This is a genomic window from Sphingomonas psychrotolerans (assembly GCF_002796605.1).
Taxonomy (GTDB): domain Bacteria; phylum Pseudomonadota; class Alphaproteobacteria; order Sphingomonadales; family Sphingomonadaceae; genus Sphingomonas; species Sphingomonas psychrotolerans.
The window spans coordinates 2556403-2574961 of sequence record NZ_CP024923.1 but is presented as its reverse complement, the minus strand read 5'-3'; the positions used below and the strand labels follow the sequence as shown (position 1 = coordinate 2574961).

Here is an 18559-nt window from a genome sequence, read left to right as displayed (position 1 = left end):
CTACGTCTCTGCAGTCGAGGCCGAGTGCGCGACGCCGTCGAACCGCATAGACCCGGGGCTCGCGTCGCTCGGGGCTCCACCTAGAAGCGGTGTCGCGTGGGCCAGGACGTTTCGCTGTCCAAAGACGTCCCGAGCGGCCGTGGAGCCGAATGAGCTTTCACAAGGGAGCTATGGATTTCTAGGGTTAAAGGGATGGTGCTTACAGGACTCGCACTCGATGGCTAGTGGTTTGAAATAACTCGAAAATATCTCAGCTCTCGCGTCGGTGGCCCCAGCCGTGGCCCCACACAAAAATCGGGACCCGAACCCGCGCCTTATGACAAAGACCGTCGATTCCGACGCGTCCTGGAACGTCCGATCTGGCCGCTGGCGACGACGCCTTCCCAAAGCGAGAGGAAAACAGCGGAAGCTTGGCGCTCTTCTGATGGGGCCGGAGGCAATACAGCACTATAAAGATACGCATTCAGGACTCAGGAACGATCAAGGTGATGGATTTGACATCGATGCTCCGGAGACGTTCACGCCATCGATTTCCGCGACACAGGTAACACCTGGCGGCGCGCTCAAAGTGATGGTGTCATCTTCGAGGAGCTCCATCTCCTCCGCATGTTGGTTTTCGCTAAAAACAATATCGATTGACTGTCCACGGCGAATAACAAATTCCGCTGCCCAAGGCTCTACCACAACGGTTAGCTTATCTTTGTGACAGGAAATGATCATTTTCAATACACCCAAGTTACCCAATACAACAGCTTCGCTCTGTACACCGCAGAAAAATTGCTAGGGTTCGCCCTTGCTTCTTGCTTGTAAAACTTCGCGTATGCGCGAATAGCCTCTCGCGACACGTTTTCCGCCTTCCAGGCTCTCGCTGCCTGACCAGCGGCGGCCCATCGCGCCCGCACCCCTTTTGCCATGGCGTCTTTTGAAGCTTCAAGAGTCTTTGGCCAGCCTGCGATTGTGCCAAATCTACCGGCTGTCATGCCTTTCGGTAGCAACTTTCCGATTTCTTTGGCGGATGCAACCGCCGACTGCCTGAGCCCCCATCGGATAGCCGCCCTTCCCGCAGTGCTTATCCCGGATTTAACGAGCCCGCCAATGCCCATCACCGCGCCGGTTATATTGTCGTCCTCAAGCGGGGCGTCGTTGGGCATCGGCAGCATGCGCTCTCCCTTGTGCTTGAGTTCCGCATCCTGCGATCCTGGTACAAACCCGTTCCGCCTCGCGGATGTTTGTATCGGAAGGCGAGCTTGACTCATCGTATCTATCTGGTCGACCTCGTTACGGCATATGTGAGTACCCGTCGGAATCTCACATTGCCCATCGGGGTCCCTCCCGTTGACCGGATCGTTGTCTACATAGGCGTAGAGGTTCATTTGATCCTCGTAACCGGTTGGATCGGTCTGAAGAAAGCGGCCGAGGGTGGGCGAGTATATTCTAGCTTTGTAGTAGTACATCCCGATATCCGGAATCCAAGCCTGCCCGGTGAACTGAAATCGTCCGTTGTTCCCGGTCCCCGGTATCCCGTATTCGTCATAGCGATTGACTTGGCTAACGTTGCCATTGCCGTCCGTTATTGCAATGATGGACCCTTGGTGATCACCGAATAGGTAATTCGGAGCGCTTACAGTTGGTCCACTATATTGAACGAGCGGATCGTCGTCACCGTCGCTATGAATGTAGCGCTTGAGAATGTTTCCCGATCCGTCGAATTCCATCGCCAAGGCGTCGCCATCGTACAAGAACTGGGTTGTTCCTACTGGTGTCCCCGAGGTTTGCGACAGTCGACCCAGCGGGTCGTAGGTTAGCGAGGCGCCGTTCGAGACAGATATAAGACGATTTTCGATATCATACCCAAAACTTAATGTCCCGTCTGAAGTCAGGTTCCCGTTCGCATCATAGGCGAAAGACGCCGGCCCTGCACTGGAGTACTGATTGAGGCCGTTCACGACGTAGGAACGATCTACGCCGACATACGCATTGAAGGTGTATGTGGTATTGTCACGCGTTCTGGTCACAACCTCGTCGTCTGGGTTGAACGTGAATGAGGTGGCGACGTTGTATCCGCCGCTTGCGAAGGCATGGGTGTAGCTCTGCATTCGTGACACGTCGTCATATCCGAACGTCGTCCAGAAGCTCCAGGCGCCCGAAGCAATCCCGTAGCGGTATAGCGTGGGGATGCGGCCCGTTGCGTCGACAGGTGTGTGGAAAAGCGGCGTCCCATCGATGTCGGCGTAATACAAATCGTTTGTATCATACCGATTGTAGTGGACCTGCTTTCCGTCGGGATAGGTTAGGCCCGTTCGAGCCGCATCCGCGTTGTAGAGGTAACCCAGCGAGCGGCTGATCCCTCCCATGATCGTGCTACTAGAAACTTCACGTCCGAAGCCGTCCCACCCGGTCACGACAGCATCGGCGCCGGTGGTGCTATCAAACCTCGCCGCTGTCCGAAGACCTCGCAAATCGTAGGCGTAGTAGACCGGGCGTGCCCCTCCCGACGGGTATGTCTTCGACGCGACCCGGTTCAAACCGTCATATTGGAAAGATATGCCTCTTCCGTCGCGTTTCCGAATGAAGGTGCGATTGCCGTTGCCATCATATTGATAAGCTTCAAAGTCGGTGGTGGAAACTAAGCCCGCGGTCGTCGAGCTTGGCAGCCTCCACTCCTTGACGCGATCTAACCCATCATAGATGAACTGAGCCTTATTGCCGTTGGCGTCCGTGACGTATTCTCGTAGTCCGTTTGCCGTATAGGTAGTCGTGGAATACGCTTGCTCGATCGATGTCCCGACGGCTCTTCGGATTTGCGTAGTCTGACCAGCCGCGTCGTAGATATTCTTGGTTATTCGGTCTGGACCATAGGTTCCAGCGCCTGTTTGGGTGCAGGCACCCGTCGCAAGGCTGCCAAAGTTCGCAGGATTCATTCGAACCGCTGTACATTCCAGTCGACCGAGTGGGTCGTAGCTGAACTGCGTATATCTCACGATAGCGCCACCAGCCGATGGCGGCTTGGAGACGGCTTCGCTGGTTTTGCGGCCTTGGTTATCATAGGTGATAGTCGTCACGCGGGAGACGGTGAATCCGCTCCAGTTAGCCGGATCGATCGCTTCGGATTGCCAGGTGGCGAGCGAGCCTTGTTCGACCTTGGTGAGCTGACCTCCGGTGTCGTAGGTGTTCCTTATTGCCTGAAACGGGAGGCCACCCCCCCATGTGCGATCCGGATCAGGACTGATCGTCCCCAAGATCTGCCGATTTGCATCATATCGAGCCCCCGAGGTGAAATCCGATGGCGACGACTGCGCAACCGCGGGCGTCGGAGCCATAGCGGCGATCGCGCCAATTAGCGTCAGAACCTGTCGCATTCGGAAGTTCTCCCCCGTCGCGGTGCAACTCAAGGGCAACTCGTCAGGCCCGCCCTAGCGGACGTTTCGCTGATCTTGTTGCCGATTTGATCGTAGCTGAAGCAGGTGCGAAGGCTCGCACCGTCCGCCGTAACCACCTTGCCTCGTAGCCAAAGATTGTTCGGCCCCGCGTTGGGGCCATAGTCGTAGCTGACGACCACCTCATCGCTCGAGCCCGCGGCGCAGGCATCCCCAACTGTTGCGCTCGTTCGGCAGACCTTCTCGCTGAGGACCAGCCAAAGCGGACGATTTGCCTGAACATATGCGCCCGCGCTGTTTTTGACCCATGCATAGCGCTGAGTATAAGCATAGCGCTTGACCGGTCGTACTGCTCCAGAGCTCGGCGTTGGCCCGGTCGCAGTCAAGACGCCGCCATGCACGGGGTCGTAAGTGAAGTCTGTCGTGTTGTTGTTCGCGTCGGTGACGCTAGATGGCTTGCCGCAACATCCCGTGGCATAGGCGTACGTCGTTGTTGCGTTTGCCGTTCCCGAACCTGGCTTCGACACGAAGGAATACGACGTTGTATCACCGTTGGCGTCGTAGGTAGCCACATGCTTGTTTCCGTCCGGATGGATCACCTCGGAAATCTGATATTGTGGTGTATAATTGTAGGCTTCGACATTGCCGAGCTCGTCGGCAAATTTCCAGAGCCGGCTCGGGATTTCTGTTTCGCCCACAGTAGGGTCTCCCCCGGAGTCCCCGGGGAATCTTCTATATCTCCTGATTCCACCCTTTGGATCTTGGACTACGGCGAGCTGGCCACTAACTCCGCCCAACACTGGGTCGCTGGATGGGTAGGAATATGTCCAGGTTTGGCCATCACGGGTCGCGCTGGTTATCCTCCAATCATACATGCCAACAGTGTTTACCGGCATGTAGGTTTGGGACGTCCAGCTTATCCCCGGCGTCGCCTGACCCGGTGCCTGTAGGCCGGCTGTGGATCGCGTCCAAGTTTGTCCCGAGTTAGTTGTGTATGTGATGGGGTAGGTCTGCGATATGGAAAGACTTGGCCAGGGATATGATAGTGCGCAGATCGTAGCGTTCGGATCGCAATATTCATAGGCATTATTTATGAGCGTTATCTTGCTTCTGTTTATAGTTCCGCCAGTTGGGTAATCGTACTTTATTTGATATCCTCGATTTGATACTATGGATTTCGCCCTGCAAGTTGGGCCGCCGAGGGGCCACTCAATGTAATATGTCAGTACCTCCCCATCGGGTTTTTCGATGCTCGTCGCGCACATGTTTATAGGTCCCACACTAGACCCTATGAACTGCGGATATGAGTAAGTTATAACTGTGCCGTCCCGCAGGTAAACGTATGCGTCGTATGAATCCTGGATGAAATATGCACCCGGCTCGTTGACGGATTGCCCAGAGAGGAAGGCCCAGCTTTTTGGTCCGATAGTTGCCGTGACTCGCGTTGAATTAACATTTGTTGGATCCGCGATCCTAAGATTAGACGTGAATGTATCTCTGTCTGTAGGAAGAAAGTAACTGACATTAATCGGGTCTTGGTCTGGCGGCCCGATTGAGATCTTTCCTAGTTCAAATGAGAATGTCCAATTGACGAGGTCGACCCCGTTTTCGTCTACAGCGCTAATCATTGGCATCGGGTTTGCCGACTGAGCCCAAGCGGTCACGGACATGGCTTGCGATACTGCCAAAATCCAAGCATGACACCGCCAGTCAAGCAACCTATAAGGACGGTAAGCGCTAAGACATTTGGGTCGTCCGTAACCCGAACGAAACTGGGGAATGTGTGGATTTTGTGCCGACGCTCTTGCGCCAGCGCTCAGACCGCGCACCCAGCTGATCATATTGAGCTCCGCCTAGATTGCTAGAGGTGGTGGAGTGGGATGGTCCCGAGCTACCTACCTTGCGCGCTAGATGCGCGACGGCTCTGCTCGAGCTGCTTCATCAAACTCGATGTCTGGGTAGCACAAGTGGGAAGGCCGCTTGAACTTACCACATGTTGCGCCCGATTCCCGGCTGCATCGAAGCAAGTTCCGGTTGATATGCCGTTGGCAGGTCCGCCAGATATAGTGGTCTGGACTAAACGGCCGAGTGCGTCATAGCGGTATGCGGTAACTTCCTGCCCGGCGGCGGCAGATGCAAACAACGAGATCAACGCCATCGCCGCGGCGGGAGAAAAAAACCTCCGAAAGGTCATTTATGCCCCCTTCGTAACTGTAGGCGATCATCGCAAAGTTTCCGCGAGAGTCAACGTTCATATTTATACGCAAAATCAAATCACTTAACCTCTAAATGTGAAATGTTAGCGCCCCGAGCGATGACGCGTCGGCGTCCAAACCCTTGCTGTTGCGGGGCATTGATAGCTTCACCTCGCGCTTCGCCGGAACGCGCCGCAGTCAGAATCGTAAACATGAGGGCGTCGCGCCCGGCGCTAGGAGGGAGTTCCAACAGCAGCTTCATGAACCTTGGGGCCTCAACATATCTAGCTGCCGCTGGAGTAAGCCGCGAGTCAGGTCGCCGACTTCCCTTGGGGCGTCCGAAGACGCCTGTTCTGCGACGCATGTCGCACTGCTGCGGATCGCGTGGTGCGCCCCGGCTTGACGATCACTCAGGACGCGCCCCATGGACCACAAGGCCTATCCGAGCGAGAGCGGGTGGAAACGGAACGTCGCGCGCTTCCTCTCAGATGAAATCTCGCGCGCTATCGTTCCCATCAGGAAGACATTGCGCCATAGCGTGCGAAGGCTGTCATCGGCTACAGCAGGCGGCAAATCCCGCGAATGACAGACGTCAGCTTTCGGGATCGCTCGGCAGCGCTGCAACCGAAAGTGAGGAGCAACGTAATCAGCCCAGGCAGTCTCCCCCACGCCAGGCTTAGCTTGAGCCTATCAGTAGCGGCGTCCTAGAATCGCGCTTCCCCCGAATCACTAGATACGCCTCGTATCGAGCGGATCATTCGCGGCACCTTGGAACACCCAACGAGGAACCATCCGCAGTGGTGCCTTGCGGATGCACCGCAATCGGCGGCACCGTGAAAATCGCGAACAATTCTCGCAGCATGATCAATCGGGAGCATTTTAACTCATCCAAAACCGAATTTTTGTTACAATTCGCTTGCACGGATAAGCGATTTCTTGGCAGTCATTCGAAATGGGGGTGGGGTTTGTCTGACAGCGCGGCAGTCGATCCGGAGGGAATCCTTCGGCCAGCCCGGATCGATTCTTACGAACGCGTCTTCACGGTCGGGCCTTTTGGCGCTCGGGTCAGTTTCGCTTCTCAGCAGCAACGAGCGTTCAACATAGTTTGGGCGCTAAGTGAAAAGAATATGGTCGGCGAGGGCAAGCGCGTCGCAGTGGTCGGAGGCGGCCTCTCGGGAATCACCACCGCTGCGGCACTCTTGGCCAAACGATGTTCGGTTCATTTGTATGAGACGCAAGGGCGCGTGCTCGGCATTCAGAAGCAAGCGGCACACCGCTTTATCCATCCCACGATCAACTTCTGGCCGGAGATTTTCGAAGAGACGGCATTTGGTCCGATGATCATGCCGACGACCGAGCTACCGTTCTTTGACTGGTACGCGAACATCGGCTCGACGATCATGCTCGCGCTACGCGAGGAATGGCGGCGCTATTTCAAACCGCGCCTGTCCGCGCATAACATCAGCACGACCGTTACGAGCCTGAGTGAGAAGAATAAGAAGGTTACGATCTTCGCCACGGGCCGCGGACCGGAAAAGAGCGAACCGTTCGACGTGGTAGTGCTCGCGATGGGGTTCGGCCCAGAGCGCACCGTCGCCGGTGTCGAACCGGTTGGCTATTGGGAGAGCGACGACTGGTACGATTCGGAGGGTGATGGACCGACCCCAGTCGTCGCCGGAATCGGCGATGGCGGTCTCATCGACGCGCTGCGGGCCATTCACACCCGATTCGAGGCGGGCCGCCTATGCGCGGAGGTTGTGAGATTGCTCGCCTCTTCCAGTGTTCCCGCGCTCGTTCGAGACCTTGAAGGGGAAGTGCTGGGCGCCAATTTGGACAAGGACGCGGCGGCGGAGGCTTATGCGCGGGGCTACGCGCGCATTTATGAACTCGACACTCCGGACCTCGTCAAGGACGTGCTGAACACGTCGTTGCGCAAACCCCCGTTCGATCCGGTGCTGCTGGTAGGTCCGGCTGCCTTCCCATTCTCCAAGACCGCCGCGCCAATTCACAAGTTCATGATCACCCACGCCTTGGATCGCGAAGCCGTGGACTATCAGCAAGGCAGGCTCGAGGATGGCCCGATCCTGAAGCGCGATGGCGCGGAAGAACCGATCGGGGACCGGCCGAAGGTAGTTCGACGGGGCCCTGAGCGGAATTTCGGTGGCGTGATCGCCACCGATCTCGTGGACAAGGTAGCACAACGGCAAGTCGTGATGGGCGATCTGCTCAAGCCGGCGCCCTATGGCGCGTCGGATTGGATGTTCCCCGGCTATCCGCCGCATAGACCGGCCGACCCCATCTTCGCCAAATTTCGCTTGGACAAAGCGGAGGAATACATCAAAAGCGCGCTCGGCACGCCTCTTTCGCTCGGAGTCTCCAGGGACGGTGTGGTCACGTATTTCGTGGCGCCTGAGCTTGGACGGACCGATCTGGAGGAGAGGATCCCGCCGCGCTTGTTTGGCGTACGCACGCTCCTTGGAGATTGCCCGGTGATTCATGTCTGACCGAGAGGAAAAACAGTTCCTCACAACGGGGGAGCGGCTTCGCTCGTCCGCCGGCGAATTCAAAAGCGTGGTTGGCGGCTTGGTCTCCAGTGCGGCGAGGGGGGAAATCTACGCGGTCAGCGTCGCGCACACGCTCGAATCGGATGACGACGACGTGGCGACGGAATCGGGCATTTCGCTGTCCGGAATCTTCCGTGAGATCCCTCGCGGCGGCGTGGGGTCCTATCGATCGATCTCAAACGCACTCTCCCTCTCGACGGTCGCAGCAGACCAGTTGCTCGAATTCGACTACAACGCGAGTTGGGCTGGCGACGCCGGCGTTTGCGCGCCGCAAGACGCGTTCCAGACTCAGGTGACGATCGGGTTCCGGGGTGGGCGGCAAGTCTTCGGCTTGGTCACGGAACTTGGCGCAGTGATCATGCTGAAACGGGGAGATATCGCCCCGGTCGGATATCATGGCGCGTTGAAGATCACGGCGTGCGAGGGTACCGACTTCGTGACGCGTGAGGAGGCCGGTACGCCAGTGTTTGCCGAAGACGGCTCGCTGCTGGGATTTCTCGTGATCGCGGTGGACGACTGCGCATACGTCGCTCCGGCCCAGCCGCTGTTTGATGAGGTATCGATCTATCCGGTCGATCGAGCCGCGATCGGGCGTCACAACACGGTCGCAGAACATCAGCTCGAGCTGCGCGGCCGGCGATCCGCGAGCGACCAGGACTATCTCCAGGTCGCTCGCTTCTCCGAGCGGTTACCAGCCTGGCGTTACCGCGAATTGAGAGCTCGGGTCGCCTGAGTTGCGCGACACCGCGCCTTATGATGATATCGTCTATGATCTGCTGGCGAGCATCATGCGCGCCCAGGCTGATATCGCGACGCGTTTGTCCAGCACCGCGCTTGGCGATATCCCCGATGGATTGATCAATCGCCACTTCGAGTGGCTCACGCTACATTACCCGGAAGGCGAGAACCGGCACCTCTTCGACAGTTTTGGGGGGACTTTTCCGCTCCGCACCCAAGCGCTGCGAGCTCGCAGCCAGTTGCCGCGAGCAATGCGCGCCACACTTCGGGCCCGACACGCCCTACCCTGGGAGTCCGACGAGGACGACCTCGAGGCGCACGCTGAATCGGAAGCGTTCGTGCAAGCCGAACCGACACGCATATCCCGGCTCATCAAGCAGTCCTTCGTGTCCGTGCTGGATCGCGAGCGCGCTCGCTACGAGACAACCTTCGATGAGGATGGTCAGCTCGTTTATTTGACCGGCAGCAACGACAGCCAAGTTGAGATCAAGTCGCCGCTTAGCGTTTTGCGAGAGTATCTCACCATTCCCGGCGTTCCCGGATCGGAGGCCTATGCTCTCCTGCCGCTTCGAAACGTCATATTCCAGCTGTTCCAGATTTACCCTGATGGCGTTGGACCCTCCAGCAAGGCGTCATCCTTCACCGTCTCCGACATTGAGGCCGCGCTCTCCCACATTTGGACGTCGCTTCGCGTCCGTCATTACTCCAAAGGACAGGACACACTGCCGCCGGAGGGCCGAAGTGAGGAGGGCGGCATGCTTCGCCATTTCCTCGCGGCCATGGAAGTGCTGTGGGTGCGCTTCGCCAATTTAGACGAATGTCGAGACTATCTGTCGCACGCCGCTCTGCGACCTGAGAGGGCGGAGTTCGCGTTCGTCCGCTCAAAACATCTCGAGCGGCTTCCCGAGTTGGGCGAGGTGGTCAACCAGCTCTGGGGACTGCCGATTCCGATTAGAGGGGCTGACACGCTCTTTCGCGGTGGCTTGAAGTTCTCGGGCCGGCAGGGGTTGGTTGTCGGCGTGCACGGCGGACCGGGCGCAGGCAAAACCAGTTTGGCGCTCGCGCTGGGTGCAACGCTCGCGCCTTTTGGTATCAACACCTTGTTTATCACGGCGGAAGAGACGACGGAGGATCTCGAGGCGAAGATCGAGAGCCTCGTTTCCGACGATCTGCGGCGTCTCTCCTTCTTCCCGAAGCATCCGACAGAATGGATACAGTTCCAAAACCTCTCATTCGGTTGGTCGGAACCCAAGGAGGAGGATTCGCTCAAGACGCTCGAGTCGGCGCTTCTGCGCCTGTCGCAGGCTCTCGGGGAGGGTCTTTCGGAGACCGACGAGCCTGGCGCCTCCAAGCCATGCCGAGCAATCGTCGTCCTTGATGGTATCCACGACCTCGTGATGACGTCGCACCATAGTGAGGGAAAGAACGGCGGCTCGCTGCGGCAGCGTTTGCGAGAGTTCATTTTCGCCTGCCGCGAGCTTCGGGCACTCGTCATCCTGACAGCAGGTGAGGATTGGGCGGGAGACCGGGCCCTGGACTATCTGGTGGATGTCGCGATCCGCTTGTCTCATGAGTCAGTCCGCGAACCCGGACGCAAGCCGGATCGACGGATCACGATCTCGAAGGCTCGACACCAACTCTGCGCGATTGGCACACATGGCATTCAGCTCGCGGGGGCCAAGGGCGTGCGTTTCTCGCCGCAAATCAACTACCAACTTGATCGTAAGGCGATCTGGAAGACCCGGCTCGCGGAAATGGGCGTGTACAAACGGGTGCTGGAGCTGGCGCTAAGCCAAAAGGCTTTTGAGAACTTCTCGCATTCCTCTTCCAAGCGTATCGGCCGGGGCCGGTTGGATTTTCAACCGAGCCAGCTTGGCGTCCGGCTGTTTCGAGGCTCGAACATCTTCCTGAACGGACAGGGCGCCGGCGGCAAGGCGGCGCTGGCGCTGAAGATGGCGATCTCACCTACCGTTGATCAGGATGAAGTGCATATTCAAGTTCCTGAAAAGGTGCTGGTCGTCTCATTCCTATATCCGCAACAATATTACATAAATATCCGCGAGGCGCTGCTGCGTTTGCGGCGCTACGAGTATGGCATCGGGATGCGGGAATTACGCCCGACCGTGAACGTGATGCATCTCTATCCTGGCAATTATCGCCCCGACCAGCTCTTCAATCGGATCGATTGGGAATTGGAGAGCGCGGACTTGGCCGGTGATCCCTACACGACCATCGTCATCGACGGGCTGCACAATGTCGCGCGCCAGTTTCCCGAGATCCAAGAGTATCCGCTGTTTTGGCCGCAAATCTACACGGCGCTGCGCGCTCGGCCGATCACCATCATCAGCACGCACACAACATTTCTCTCAGATCACGATTCGATGACGCTCAATGATCGGCGCATCGATCCGATCATGCATCTGCTCATTCAGAACACGGACTTCCGGTTCGAGATTGATCCGCTGACTTCTAATTGGCCTCCGCGTCCGCGAGAGAAAATCACCTCCGATGATTCGAACATCTTCTGGTTGCGGACCGTGGCGGCGATCAATCAGCCCATCCCGCTGCCCGGACTCCTTTGGAGCCGTGATCGCCTCTTATTATTTGAATCTGGCCAAGCCAGGCTGCCATTCTAGACCTCGACCGACGGACGGACATTCGCTGGTTGACTGTTGGTGAATGCGTATCTCTCGTCTCGAACGACCCGTCGCTCAGTCGAACCAAACGCACTTTGACACACCCACCCTCATTGAACAGATGCACCGTGCAAAGAACGTCGATCGAGCCGCGTTTGAAGTGGGACATAAGCTTGTCGCACTCGCGGGCGGGAGACGCGCCAAACATCTCCTCCGCCCGAAAACCAAACAATCGCAGCATGGCGGTGAAGTGCTCGGCGTGTTCGACACTCGGAGAGAAGACCAAGGCGGACTTGCGATTCTCGCTTTTGAATATTTCAGCGAAGATCCGCGCGGTCTCCTCATCCCTGGTCGGGATGATCAAGCGACGATTGAGCTCGAACATGGTGTATCCATAGGCCGACGCGTTCTGAACCAACTCCCAGTCAATATTGTCCGCGAGCAAGCGGTAGTCGACGTCGCTCAGATATGCGGCTGGGGAGGTCACGGCGCATGGCCTTCGTACAACCGCATCCACACTTCTGAGCGAAAGCGGCATGTGGAGCGCCGACCCGATCGAGCGTTCTCTCGCCCATGCGGACAAGGATGCAGTCCGCGGCATTTATAGCCGCAGGGCTTATTGGGACGAGCGCGTCGCCATGCATCAATGGTGGAGTGACTATCTCGACGGGCTACGGGCCAGTGTCACCGATGAGCCTACGGCGAAACGCGGGTTTGCAGGATCTAGTACGGGTGAGGACGGCAACTAACGCCGCGTTGCGAGCCGCGGGATCCGGACCATCGGACGATGAAAATAGGTCGAGAGGTGTCGCACAACGTGGCGAATCAGGCGCGACCTCGGATGCAATAGTCGTGGACCTTCCGACACGCATGTCCTAGCTTCGCGTCAGTCCGCCGGGGGAAGCGGATGGAATGGGGCAAATATGGGAGAGAAAAAGGCGGCGCTGCGTAGGGCGCCTGACGCCTTGACGGGCGATCTTCGTCAAATTGTTGAATATCGGAAGTCTGGGCTTAGCCTAAACCACGTCGTCGGCTGTCCACTAGACTGCGGCTATTGCGTGCGACACCTCTTCGGCAATTTCGATATGAAGCGCCCTCACCTCATCATGGACGACGACCTAGCAGTCGCGAACCTGATTTCCCATTGGGCCTTTCGGCGAGACGTTACTCCGATCCAGATTTTCAACCGGGCTACCGATCCCTTCCTGCGGGGCGTGAAGGAACACCTCCATCGCACGCTGCTGCTTCTGGACGCGATGAAGCTACGCAACCATGTGCTGGTGATCACTCGCTGGAAAGTCTCGGCTGACGACGTGCGCCGCCTAGAAGAATTGGTGAATTTGCGAGTCACGGTGCTGGTGACATGGTCCGGCATCAAGGACCAACGTATCGAACCAGTAGATAGCAGGGTCGCCGAGCAATCACTCGCGATCCTGGCCAAACTTGCCAAACGGACCAAGTGCATCCTCTACTGGCGCCCTATCGTGGCTGGGCTGAATGACGGCGAAGACGATATTTCTCGGGCGATTGAGCTCTCCCGTCTGGCTGACGCCACCGTCTTCACGGGCCTTTTTCATCGCGCAGAAATTCGTGAATATCTACGTTCGCTCGGCGTGGAAGACCTCTACCAAGATGCGCCACGCCGCAAAGTCATGCCGCGAGAGGTTGAGCAGCGGGTTCTCGAGGGGTTCGACGGTGAACGGCTCTTCCGCAAGACATCGTGCGCCATCGCGTTCGCGCACGGCGTTGCCGACTGGAACGGGCATTACGGCATCGATCACATCTGCGATATCTGCCCCGCCGACCAAGTCTCGATTTGCGCGAGCGCGCATCGGCTGCCGGAGCGAAGTGCGGTCGAGGCGCTGGCGAGTGCTGCGGGCCTATCGTGCGCTGATCTTGAGATTGGCCCCGGCCACATCACCGTTGCTGACAGCACGGAGCAGCAGCGATACTTCATTCAACACTCGCTCGGATTTCAGGTGCATGACCGGGCGATGCCCCATTTGCCTGGGCGGCATGGCCGTGCGGAGGAGGGTTGGGAATGAATGAGCGAATGTGGGCGGTGGACATCGAGGGCAACGGCAAAACGCCTCCCGAGATCGTCGAGATCGCCATCGTTGAGCTGCGCGGACTGGAGCGGACAGGTCTGCGCCGCAACTGGCGCCTGCGCCCCCCAAGCGGCATCGCGCCAATGGCCTCGCGCATCCATGGCATCTGGGACCGCGACGTCGCCGATGCGCCGGATCTGGAGGACGTCGCCGACGACATCCTTGTGTGGCTAGAGGGTGCGCCGATTGTCGGACACAACGTCCGTGTCGAACTGGAAGTGCTTGGCCGCGCCCTTGACGAATGGTCGCCGGCATCCGCCTATGATACGCTGAAACTCGCAAGGGCGATGTTGCCAGACGCCCCCAAACACGGTCTCGAAGCGCTGGGAGCGCGACTTGGGCTTGACGTGCAAGCAGCGAGCGAGACCGGATCAACCGCCCATTCCGCTCTATACGACGCGACGCTTTCCGCCATTCTTCTAAAGTATCTCCTTCAGCCATTGTCCGCCGAGGAGCGCCGTCGTCGGCTTGCCGAGATCGACCTTCTCGAGCCTCCGCCACAGGGTCAGTTGATTTGACCAGACCCTTCAAGATCGCCGTCGCCGGCACGCACTCGACCGGCAAATCTACATTTGTCGCCGCACTGCTGAGCGCGTTGGCGGAGGCCGGGTTGGCCGCCGAGGGGGTGCATGACAGCGCCGCCGATGCGATGTCGCTTGGCTTTCCAATCCTCGCCAACCATTCATTCGAGAGCACGGCGTGGCTGATGTCGCAAGCCATCCGACTGGAAACCGAAGCTTCGCTGCGAGCCGATGTGATCGTTATCGACCGCCCCGTCCCGGACGCGCTCGGCTATATGCGGGCTGCGCTGCGCCACCAATCACGCAAGCTCGAGCCGGGCCGGCTCGAGCGCTTGGAAGAGATCTGCCGGACTTGGGTGGGCGAATATGACTTGATCTTCGTGACTGTGCTGGATGAGCAAGTGCCAATTGGTCCTGGCCGACCGGACAACGAGGCCTTTCGGCGCTTGGCCGCTAGGTGCGTCGCGGACGTGTTCGAAGAGATGGCGCCTAGCGCCATTCCGCTTCGCAATGGCGAGGTGGGCGCGGCGGTAGCGACTTGCATGGCAGCGGTGCGGCGCCATGCATCCCGCTGACGAAGCGGCGAGATTGGCGGTCGAGCTGGCTGGCGCGCAGCGTCTCGCGCTCGGAACGATGGGCCTGGCTGGCGTCTATGGACCGGTGCCGTCGGACATCGCCCAGCAGACGATTAGGGCCGCGCTCGATGTGGGCATCACGCTATTCGATACGGCTCCGCTGTACGGCAATGGAATCGCGGAGCGTCTGTTGGGCGCTGAACTCGCGGGACAAGATGCAGCCGTCGTGACCAAATTTGGATTGGCGGCCGGTCGGGATGGAATGCTCTTCAGGGACAGCCGGCCAGCGAGCGTCCGCCGCTCCGTCGAAACCTCGCTCCGACGACTGCGTCGCGACCGCATCGATATTCTCTTGCAGCATAGGCCGGACCCGGCAGTCGGCGAAGAGGAAGTCGCCGGGATGTTGCAGCGGCTCGTAGAAGAGGGAAAGGCCGCACAGGTCGGTCTGTCGGGTAGCAGTCTGACTCGTGCCGTTGCGATGGGCGCGATGGCGCCGATCCGCGTCGTCCAAAACGAGTTTTCGGCCGCCAGCGAGATCCTTCCTCGCGAAACTCCGGCGGACTTCTCTGCCGCCGGCCTGATGCTGATGGCGCATTCACCGCTAGCGCGAGGGTTGCTCGCGCGTACGCAGCCACGACTGTTCCCGGTCGGTGATCATCGCGCGACGATGCGATCGCTCGATCAGGCTGGTCAAATAGCGCTGCTCGCCCGGGCTGCGCTACGCTTTTCGGACTTCGCGACCCTCTCGGACCCGCGGGTGGCGATAAGATGGGTGTTGGACCAAGGCGCCGCTGTCGTAGCGGTGATTGGCGCCCGCTCGCCGGCTCAGGTTCGCGGGCTGATGCACGAATAGCTTGCAGAAAGCGCCCGGTTGGCTCGAGGTCACCCAAGGATGACCCAGAGCTTTATGCAGCCCAGCACAACGGTGATCACAGGGGCCGCGATCGCGAACCCCACCGCCACGGGATGTCCCTTTGCCCATTTGATCCAGCCTCCCGCCGTGGCGACGCGGTCGCGGAACGTAGTCGCCGTCTTGAGTCGTCCCTCTAGCGTTCGGGTCGCCACCACGTACATGACATCGATGCGGTTCAGCAGCGACCGCGTGCCGACGCCGAACTCTCGTCGCTCGAGCGCCTCGCCCTGCGGCTGACCGTCGACTAGATGTGGCAACGGGATTCCATTGATGTCCGCGAGGGACCGCAACCGGTTGGCTGTATCGGCGTAACTGTCGCCGTGGATGTCGGCGAGACGGTCGGCAAGATCCAGACGGTATCCATCGGGAATGGCTGCGGGGTATCCGCCGAGTTCGCGATAACGGTTCTCCAGTCCGAGGAATCCGAACACAGAGTTGCGCATGTTCCAATGCAGCCAGAAATGGTTCGGATGGGCGCGAGCGAAGGCGTAGAAGGCATCCAACAAGCGGCGCTCGGCCTTGTCGAGCTGCTCGGCCGAGGCTGCCATCGGGTCGATCGCGGCACCGCGCAGTTCCGCTTCCACTTCAAAGCAGTGGGTTACGCCAGTGCCCATGTTGCGCGCTGCGACGGCGGTCACGCGCCTCTCGGCCGACGCGAAGGTCGCCCCGATATAGTGAAGTACAAAGGCATGATGACGCGACGCCAGCGCGCGCTCCAGTTCCGCCATTGCCGCCCTCCGACGGTCGTGTGTTCCGCTCATCGCGCCAAGGCTAATGCGAACGGCTCAATTCACAACGGCTACGCAGCTTATAGCCGAAAGTTTACAGCAAGTGGGCCGGCGAAAGCTCGCCTTTTGTCAACTGAACGACCGGGAAAGGGCGCGCAGCGGTGGAAATGTGTGGGGCGCATACGTATCCCACCAATCGCAGGCGTTGACCGCCATGTTTTTCCGATTCTCAAAAGCGGACACAGGCTCCCAAGGCTGGACGGGGTGCTAAGCTGTGTTTTTCGAGCGCGAGGCGCGATCTGATGCGCGTCAGGAGAGGCGAACCGTCCGTTAGGTAGACTGGAGCAAATGCTCGTCGACCTGACCCGAGATCACCGGATCAAGACGGTCCGCTTCGGCCGCGGCCCAGCTTTTCCATTCAACGAACACATTTGCATCGAGCGAACGATGGCCTTTCTCCATTGCCGTGCCGACCGCAGCGATCAAGGCACGAAGATCGTTGGCCTGCCGCAGCATCTCGGCACTTCGGTGCAGCGCGGCGAGACGCTCCTTGTTTCGTCGGACGAGGGCTTCCTGGCGCTGTTCCTCGCGCCACGCTTCCATGCGGGCGATGTGTTCCAGTCGTTCGACGATTCCGAGACGATAGCGCGCTTCTCCCGCCGCAATGACGGCGGCGGCGACCTCTGAAAGCTTGCTTTCGAGCTTTTCGGTATCGTCATGCCAAAGCCGCGGGAATCCATCGGGCAGCGCTGGAAACAGCTCGATGGTGAGGGGTGTCTTGGCGGGCGCGGGAAGCGCGTCATTATGGCGCCTGTATGTCGCAGTCTCGGCGCCGGGGTGATGGATCTTCACATGGACATCCTGGTCACCGACTGTCGCATGGAAGCTGGGCAGATCGACGCCGCCGAGCTTGCAGGGATGTCCGAGCTTGGCCAAGGCGTTCATCAGCGCGTTCGCGACGCGGAGCTTTCGGGCGGCGTCCGGCACGTCGAAGATCGGGGCCAGCTCCCAGTTTGGATAGGTCGAAGTCGCGATCTTTTCGCGGCGGCGTTCGTCCTGACGTAGCAAGGTCCGCAAGGCCTGGTGCGGCCGCTCGAGCGTACCGTCCGGGGTCACCAGGTCATAATCGCGGGACTCCCCAAAGTTCGGGGCATCCTCACCGGCGACGAGGCGCTCGACCGCGCGTGCGACGTTGGCCGGTGTGACCTGGCGTTGCAGTTCGCTGGTCAGGCGCTCCACTGATATCCTCCAGCGCTGAAGTTTCAGCATCGCTCGCAGGCTCTGAGCGGACTGACCGCGCACTTCGATGCGAAGAGCCTTGGTCGAGTTCCCGCCGACGGTGCCGGGTTCCTGGCCCCATTTGCGCGCGGTCTGGCGAATGCGCGTGATGAGCGCGCTATCGGTGAAACCGGAAATCTCGCCAGCGCTGACGAGGATTCGCTCGTGCCGGGGGCGAGGGCGCGCAAGCGTACTGTCGATCAGGATATCGTCGATTTGCTGACCGAGGATTTTCTCGTGCGCGCGTAGCCGCCGGATAATTAGCTCAAGGACCTTTTCGTAGTGCGAGTTGCGAGGCGGGCCGCCGCTGCGGCTGTGCAGCAAGACTGCTCCGTCCTCGATTTCGATGCGCGCATCGAGCTGCGGACCGCTATCCGTTTCCACCGTTGCGTATATCACGTCAGTTCATCCCTCCCCGGAATGTCGGCCTGTATCAGAGCCGCAACGGCCAAATAGACCTGACGCTTCAGTCAAGTTTTGGAAAGCGGTCGGCCCAGCGGCTGACCAAGCCGGTGCCTGGCCGGCCTTTCCCCGGCACCTTGCTGCCGTAGCCACTTCCGTTCCAGTCCGGCGAGTAATGGTTGATCAGGGCGAACTCGGCGGCGAATACCCACCATTCGCTTTCGAACGTGAGGAAGCGGCATTGCATATCCGTCACCGTGATATTCTGTCGGCCGCTGATCTTGGTAACGTGCTCGCTCAGTCGCTTTCGCAGCGTTCGCCCGCTCTTTGTCGTGTCCTTGGACGCCTTGCCAATGTAGACGAGGGCGCCGTGCCAATAGAGAGCGTAAATGCCACTCGCGGCGGGGCCGACTCCTCGGCCAAGCGCGACCATGGGGCTTGCTTCCAGCCGCTCCACTGCTTGTTCGCGGATCGCTCGATCGAGGTCGAAATCGAAATGATGGGCATCGGCGCCATTGGTCATC

14 protein-coding genes and 1 pseudogene are annotated in these 18559 nt (G+C 59.2%); 8 read left to right on the top strand and 7 right to left on the bottom strand.

Annotated elements, in window-relative coordinates:
- Nucleotides 1-480: 480 nt before the first annotated feature.
- The 3 genes from CVN68_RS23170 to CVN68_RS11660 are packed head-to-tail and all read right to left on the bottom strand — an operon-like array spanning nucleotide 481 to nucleotide 4075.
- Nucleotides 481-726 carry a hypothetical protein gene (locus tag CVN68_RS23170; protein WP_158298840.1) on the bottom strand — a complete coding sequence of 82 codons (246 nt, stop codon included), beginning with the start codon at nucleotides 724-726 and terminating at the stop codon, nucleotides 481-483.
- The gene (locus tag CVN68_RS11665) at nucleotides 723-3359 is read right to left on the bottom strand and encodes an RHS repeat domain-containing protein (protein ID WP_100282356.1); all 2637 of its coding nucleotides are present in this window, start codon (nucleotides 3357-3359) and stop codon (nucleotides 723-725) included. The genes CVN68_RS23170 and CVN68_RS11665 overlap by 4 nt, the downstream gene beginning before the upstream one ends.
- A 29-nt stretch (nucleotides 3360-3388) precedes the next feature.
- Nucleotides 3389-4075, bottom strand: coding sequence for a hypothetical protein (locus CVN68_RS11660; RefSeq protein ID WP_100282355.1), 687 nt, complete (start codon nucleotides 4073-4075; stop codon nucleotides 3389-3391).
- 2330 nt (nucleotides 4076-6405) lie between these two features.
- Between CVN68_RS11660 and CVN68_RS11650 the strand changes: the two genes are divergently transcribed.
- The 3 genes from CVN68_RS11650 to CVN68_RS11640 are packed head-to-tail and all read left to right on the top strand — an operon-like array spanning nucleotide 6406 to nucleotide 11510.
- On the top strand, nucleotides 6406-8076 hold the full coding sequence (locus CVN68_RS11650) for an NAD(P)-binding protein (RefSeq protein ID WP_158298839.1): 1671 nt from the start codon (nucleotides 6406-6408) through the stop codon (nucleotides 8074-8076).
- Nucleotides 8069-8869 carry a hypothetical protein gene (locus CVN68_RS11645; RefSeq protein ID WP_100282352.1) on the top strand — a complete coding sequence of 267 codons (801 nt, stop codon included), beginning with the start codon at nucleotides 8069-8071 and terminating at the stop codon, nucleotides 8867-8869. Before CVN68_RS11650 ends, CVN68_RS11645 begins: the two co-directional genes overlap by 8 nt.
- Nucleotide 8870: 1 nt before the next feature.
- Nucleotides 8871-11510, top strand: a complete 2640-nt coding sequence (locus CVN68_RS11640; protein WP_100282351.1) for an ATPase domain-containing protein — start codon at nucleotides 8871-8873, stop codon at nucleotides 11508-11510.
- Here the strand turns inward: CVN68_RS11640 and CVN68_RS11635 are convergent.
- Nucleotides 11422-11895 carry a helicase-related protein gene (locus CVN68_RS11635; RefSeq protein ID WP_233503311.1) on the bottom strand — a complete coding sequence of 158 codons (474 nt, stop codon included), beginning with the start codon at nucleotides 11893-11895 and terminating at the stop codon, nucleotides 11422-11424. The two genes, CVN68_RS11640 and CVN68_RS11635, sit on opposite strands and share 89 nt — an antisense overlap.
- Nucleotides 11896-11977: 82 nt before the next feature.
- Between CVN68_RS11635 and CVN68_RS24455 the strand changes: the two are divergent.
- The 5 genes and pseudogenes from CVN68_RS24455 to CVN68_RS11610 form a co-directional block, all read left to right on the top strand.
- Nucleotides 11978-12259 (top strand): annotated as a pseudogene (locus CVN68_RS24455) (tyrosine-type recombinase/integrase); the annotation flags it as partial.
- A 357-nt stretch (nucleotides 12260-12616) separates the two neighbouring features.
- Nucleotides 12617-13555 carry a radical SAM protein gene (locus CVN68_RS11625; RefSeq protein WP_100284365.1) on the top strand — a complete coding sequence of 313 codons (939 nt, stop codon included), beginning with the start codon at nucleotides 12617-12619 and terminating at the stop codon, nucleotides 13553-13555.
- On the top strand, nucleotides 13552-14136 hold the full coding sequence (locus CVN68_RS11620) for a 3'-5' exonuclease (RefSeq protein WP_100282349.1): 585 nt from the start codon (nucleotides 13552-13554) through the stop codon (nucleotides 14134-14136). The genes CVN68_RS11625 and CVN68_RS11620 overlap by 4 nt, the downstream gene beginning before the upstream one ends.
- Nucleotides 14133-14714 (top strand): AAA family ATPase, encoded by a 582-nt coding sequence (locus tag CVN68_RS11615; protein WP_100282348.1) that lies wholly within the window; start codon nucleotides 14133-14135, stop codon nucleotides 14712-14714. Before CVN68_RS11620 ends, CVN68_RS11615 begins: the two co-directional genes overlap by 4 nt.
- Before the next feature lie 13 nt (nucleotides 14715-14727).
- Complete coding sequence (locus CVN68_RS11610; protein WP_158298837.1) at nucleotides 14728-15567, top strand: aldo/keto reductase; 840 nt, start codon at nucleotides 14728-14730, stop codon at nucleotides 15565-15567.
- Between the two features lie 29 nt (nucleotides 15568-15596).
- On the opposite strand, the gene CVN68_RS11605 is transcribed toward CVN68_RS11610, so the two are convergent.
- From CVN68_RS11605 to CVN68_RS11595, 3 genes are all read right to left on the bottom strand, one after another.
- Nucleotides 15597-16355, bottom strand: coding sequence for a hypothetical protein (locus CVN68_RS11605; protein WP_199560065.1), 759 nt, complete (start codon nucleotides 16353-16355; stop codon nucleotides 15597-15599).
- Nucleotides 16356-16685: 330 nt separating this feature from the next.
- Nucleotides 16686-18017 carry a hypothetical protein gene (locus CVN68_RS11600; protein ID WP_100282345.1) on the bottom strand — a complete coding sequence of 444 codons (1332 nt, stop codon included), beginning with the start codon at nucleotides 18015-18017 and terminating at the stop codon, nucleotides 16686-16688.
- 82 nt (nucleotides 18018-18099) lie between these two features.
- A complete protein-coding gene (locus CVN68_RS11595; RefSeq protein WP_100282344.1) occupies nucleotides 18100-18558 on the bottom strand; it encodes an Eco29kI family restriction endonuclease in 459 nt (152 codons plus the stop codon).
- Nucleotide 18559: the final 1 nt, after the last annotated feature.

Bases quoted from the DNA above. Each gene is read 5' to 3' on its own strand.
- CVN68_RS11665 (WP_100282356.1), bottom strand. From the start codon at position 3,359: ATGCGACAGGTTCTGACGCTAATTGGCGCGATCGCCGCTATGGCTCCG.
- CVN68_RS11645 (WP_100282352.1), top strand. From the start codon at position 8,069: ATGTCTGACCGAGAGGAAAAACAGTTCCTCACAACGGGGGAGCGGCTT.
- CVN68_RS11635 (WP_233503311.1), bottom strand. From the start codon at position 11,895: ATGTTCGAGCTCAATCGTCGCTTGATCATCCCGACCAGGGATGAGGAG.
- CVN68_RS11625 (WP_100284365.1), top strand. From the start codon at position 12,617: ATGGACGACGACCTAGCAGTCGCGAACCTGATTTCCCATTGGGCCTTT.
- CVN68_RS11620 (WP_100282349.1), top strand. From the start codon at position 13,552: ATGAATGAGCGAATGTGGGCGGTGGACATCGAGGGCAACGGCAAAACG.
- CVN68_RS11605 (WP_199560065.1), bottom strand. From the start codon at position 16,355: ATGGCGGAACTGGAGCGCGCGCTGGCGTCGCGTCATCATGCCTTTGTA.
- CVN68_RS11595 (WP_100282344.1), bottom strand. From the start codon at position 18,558: ATGACCAATGGCGCCGATGCCCATCATTTCGATTTCGACCTCGATCGA.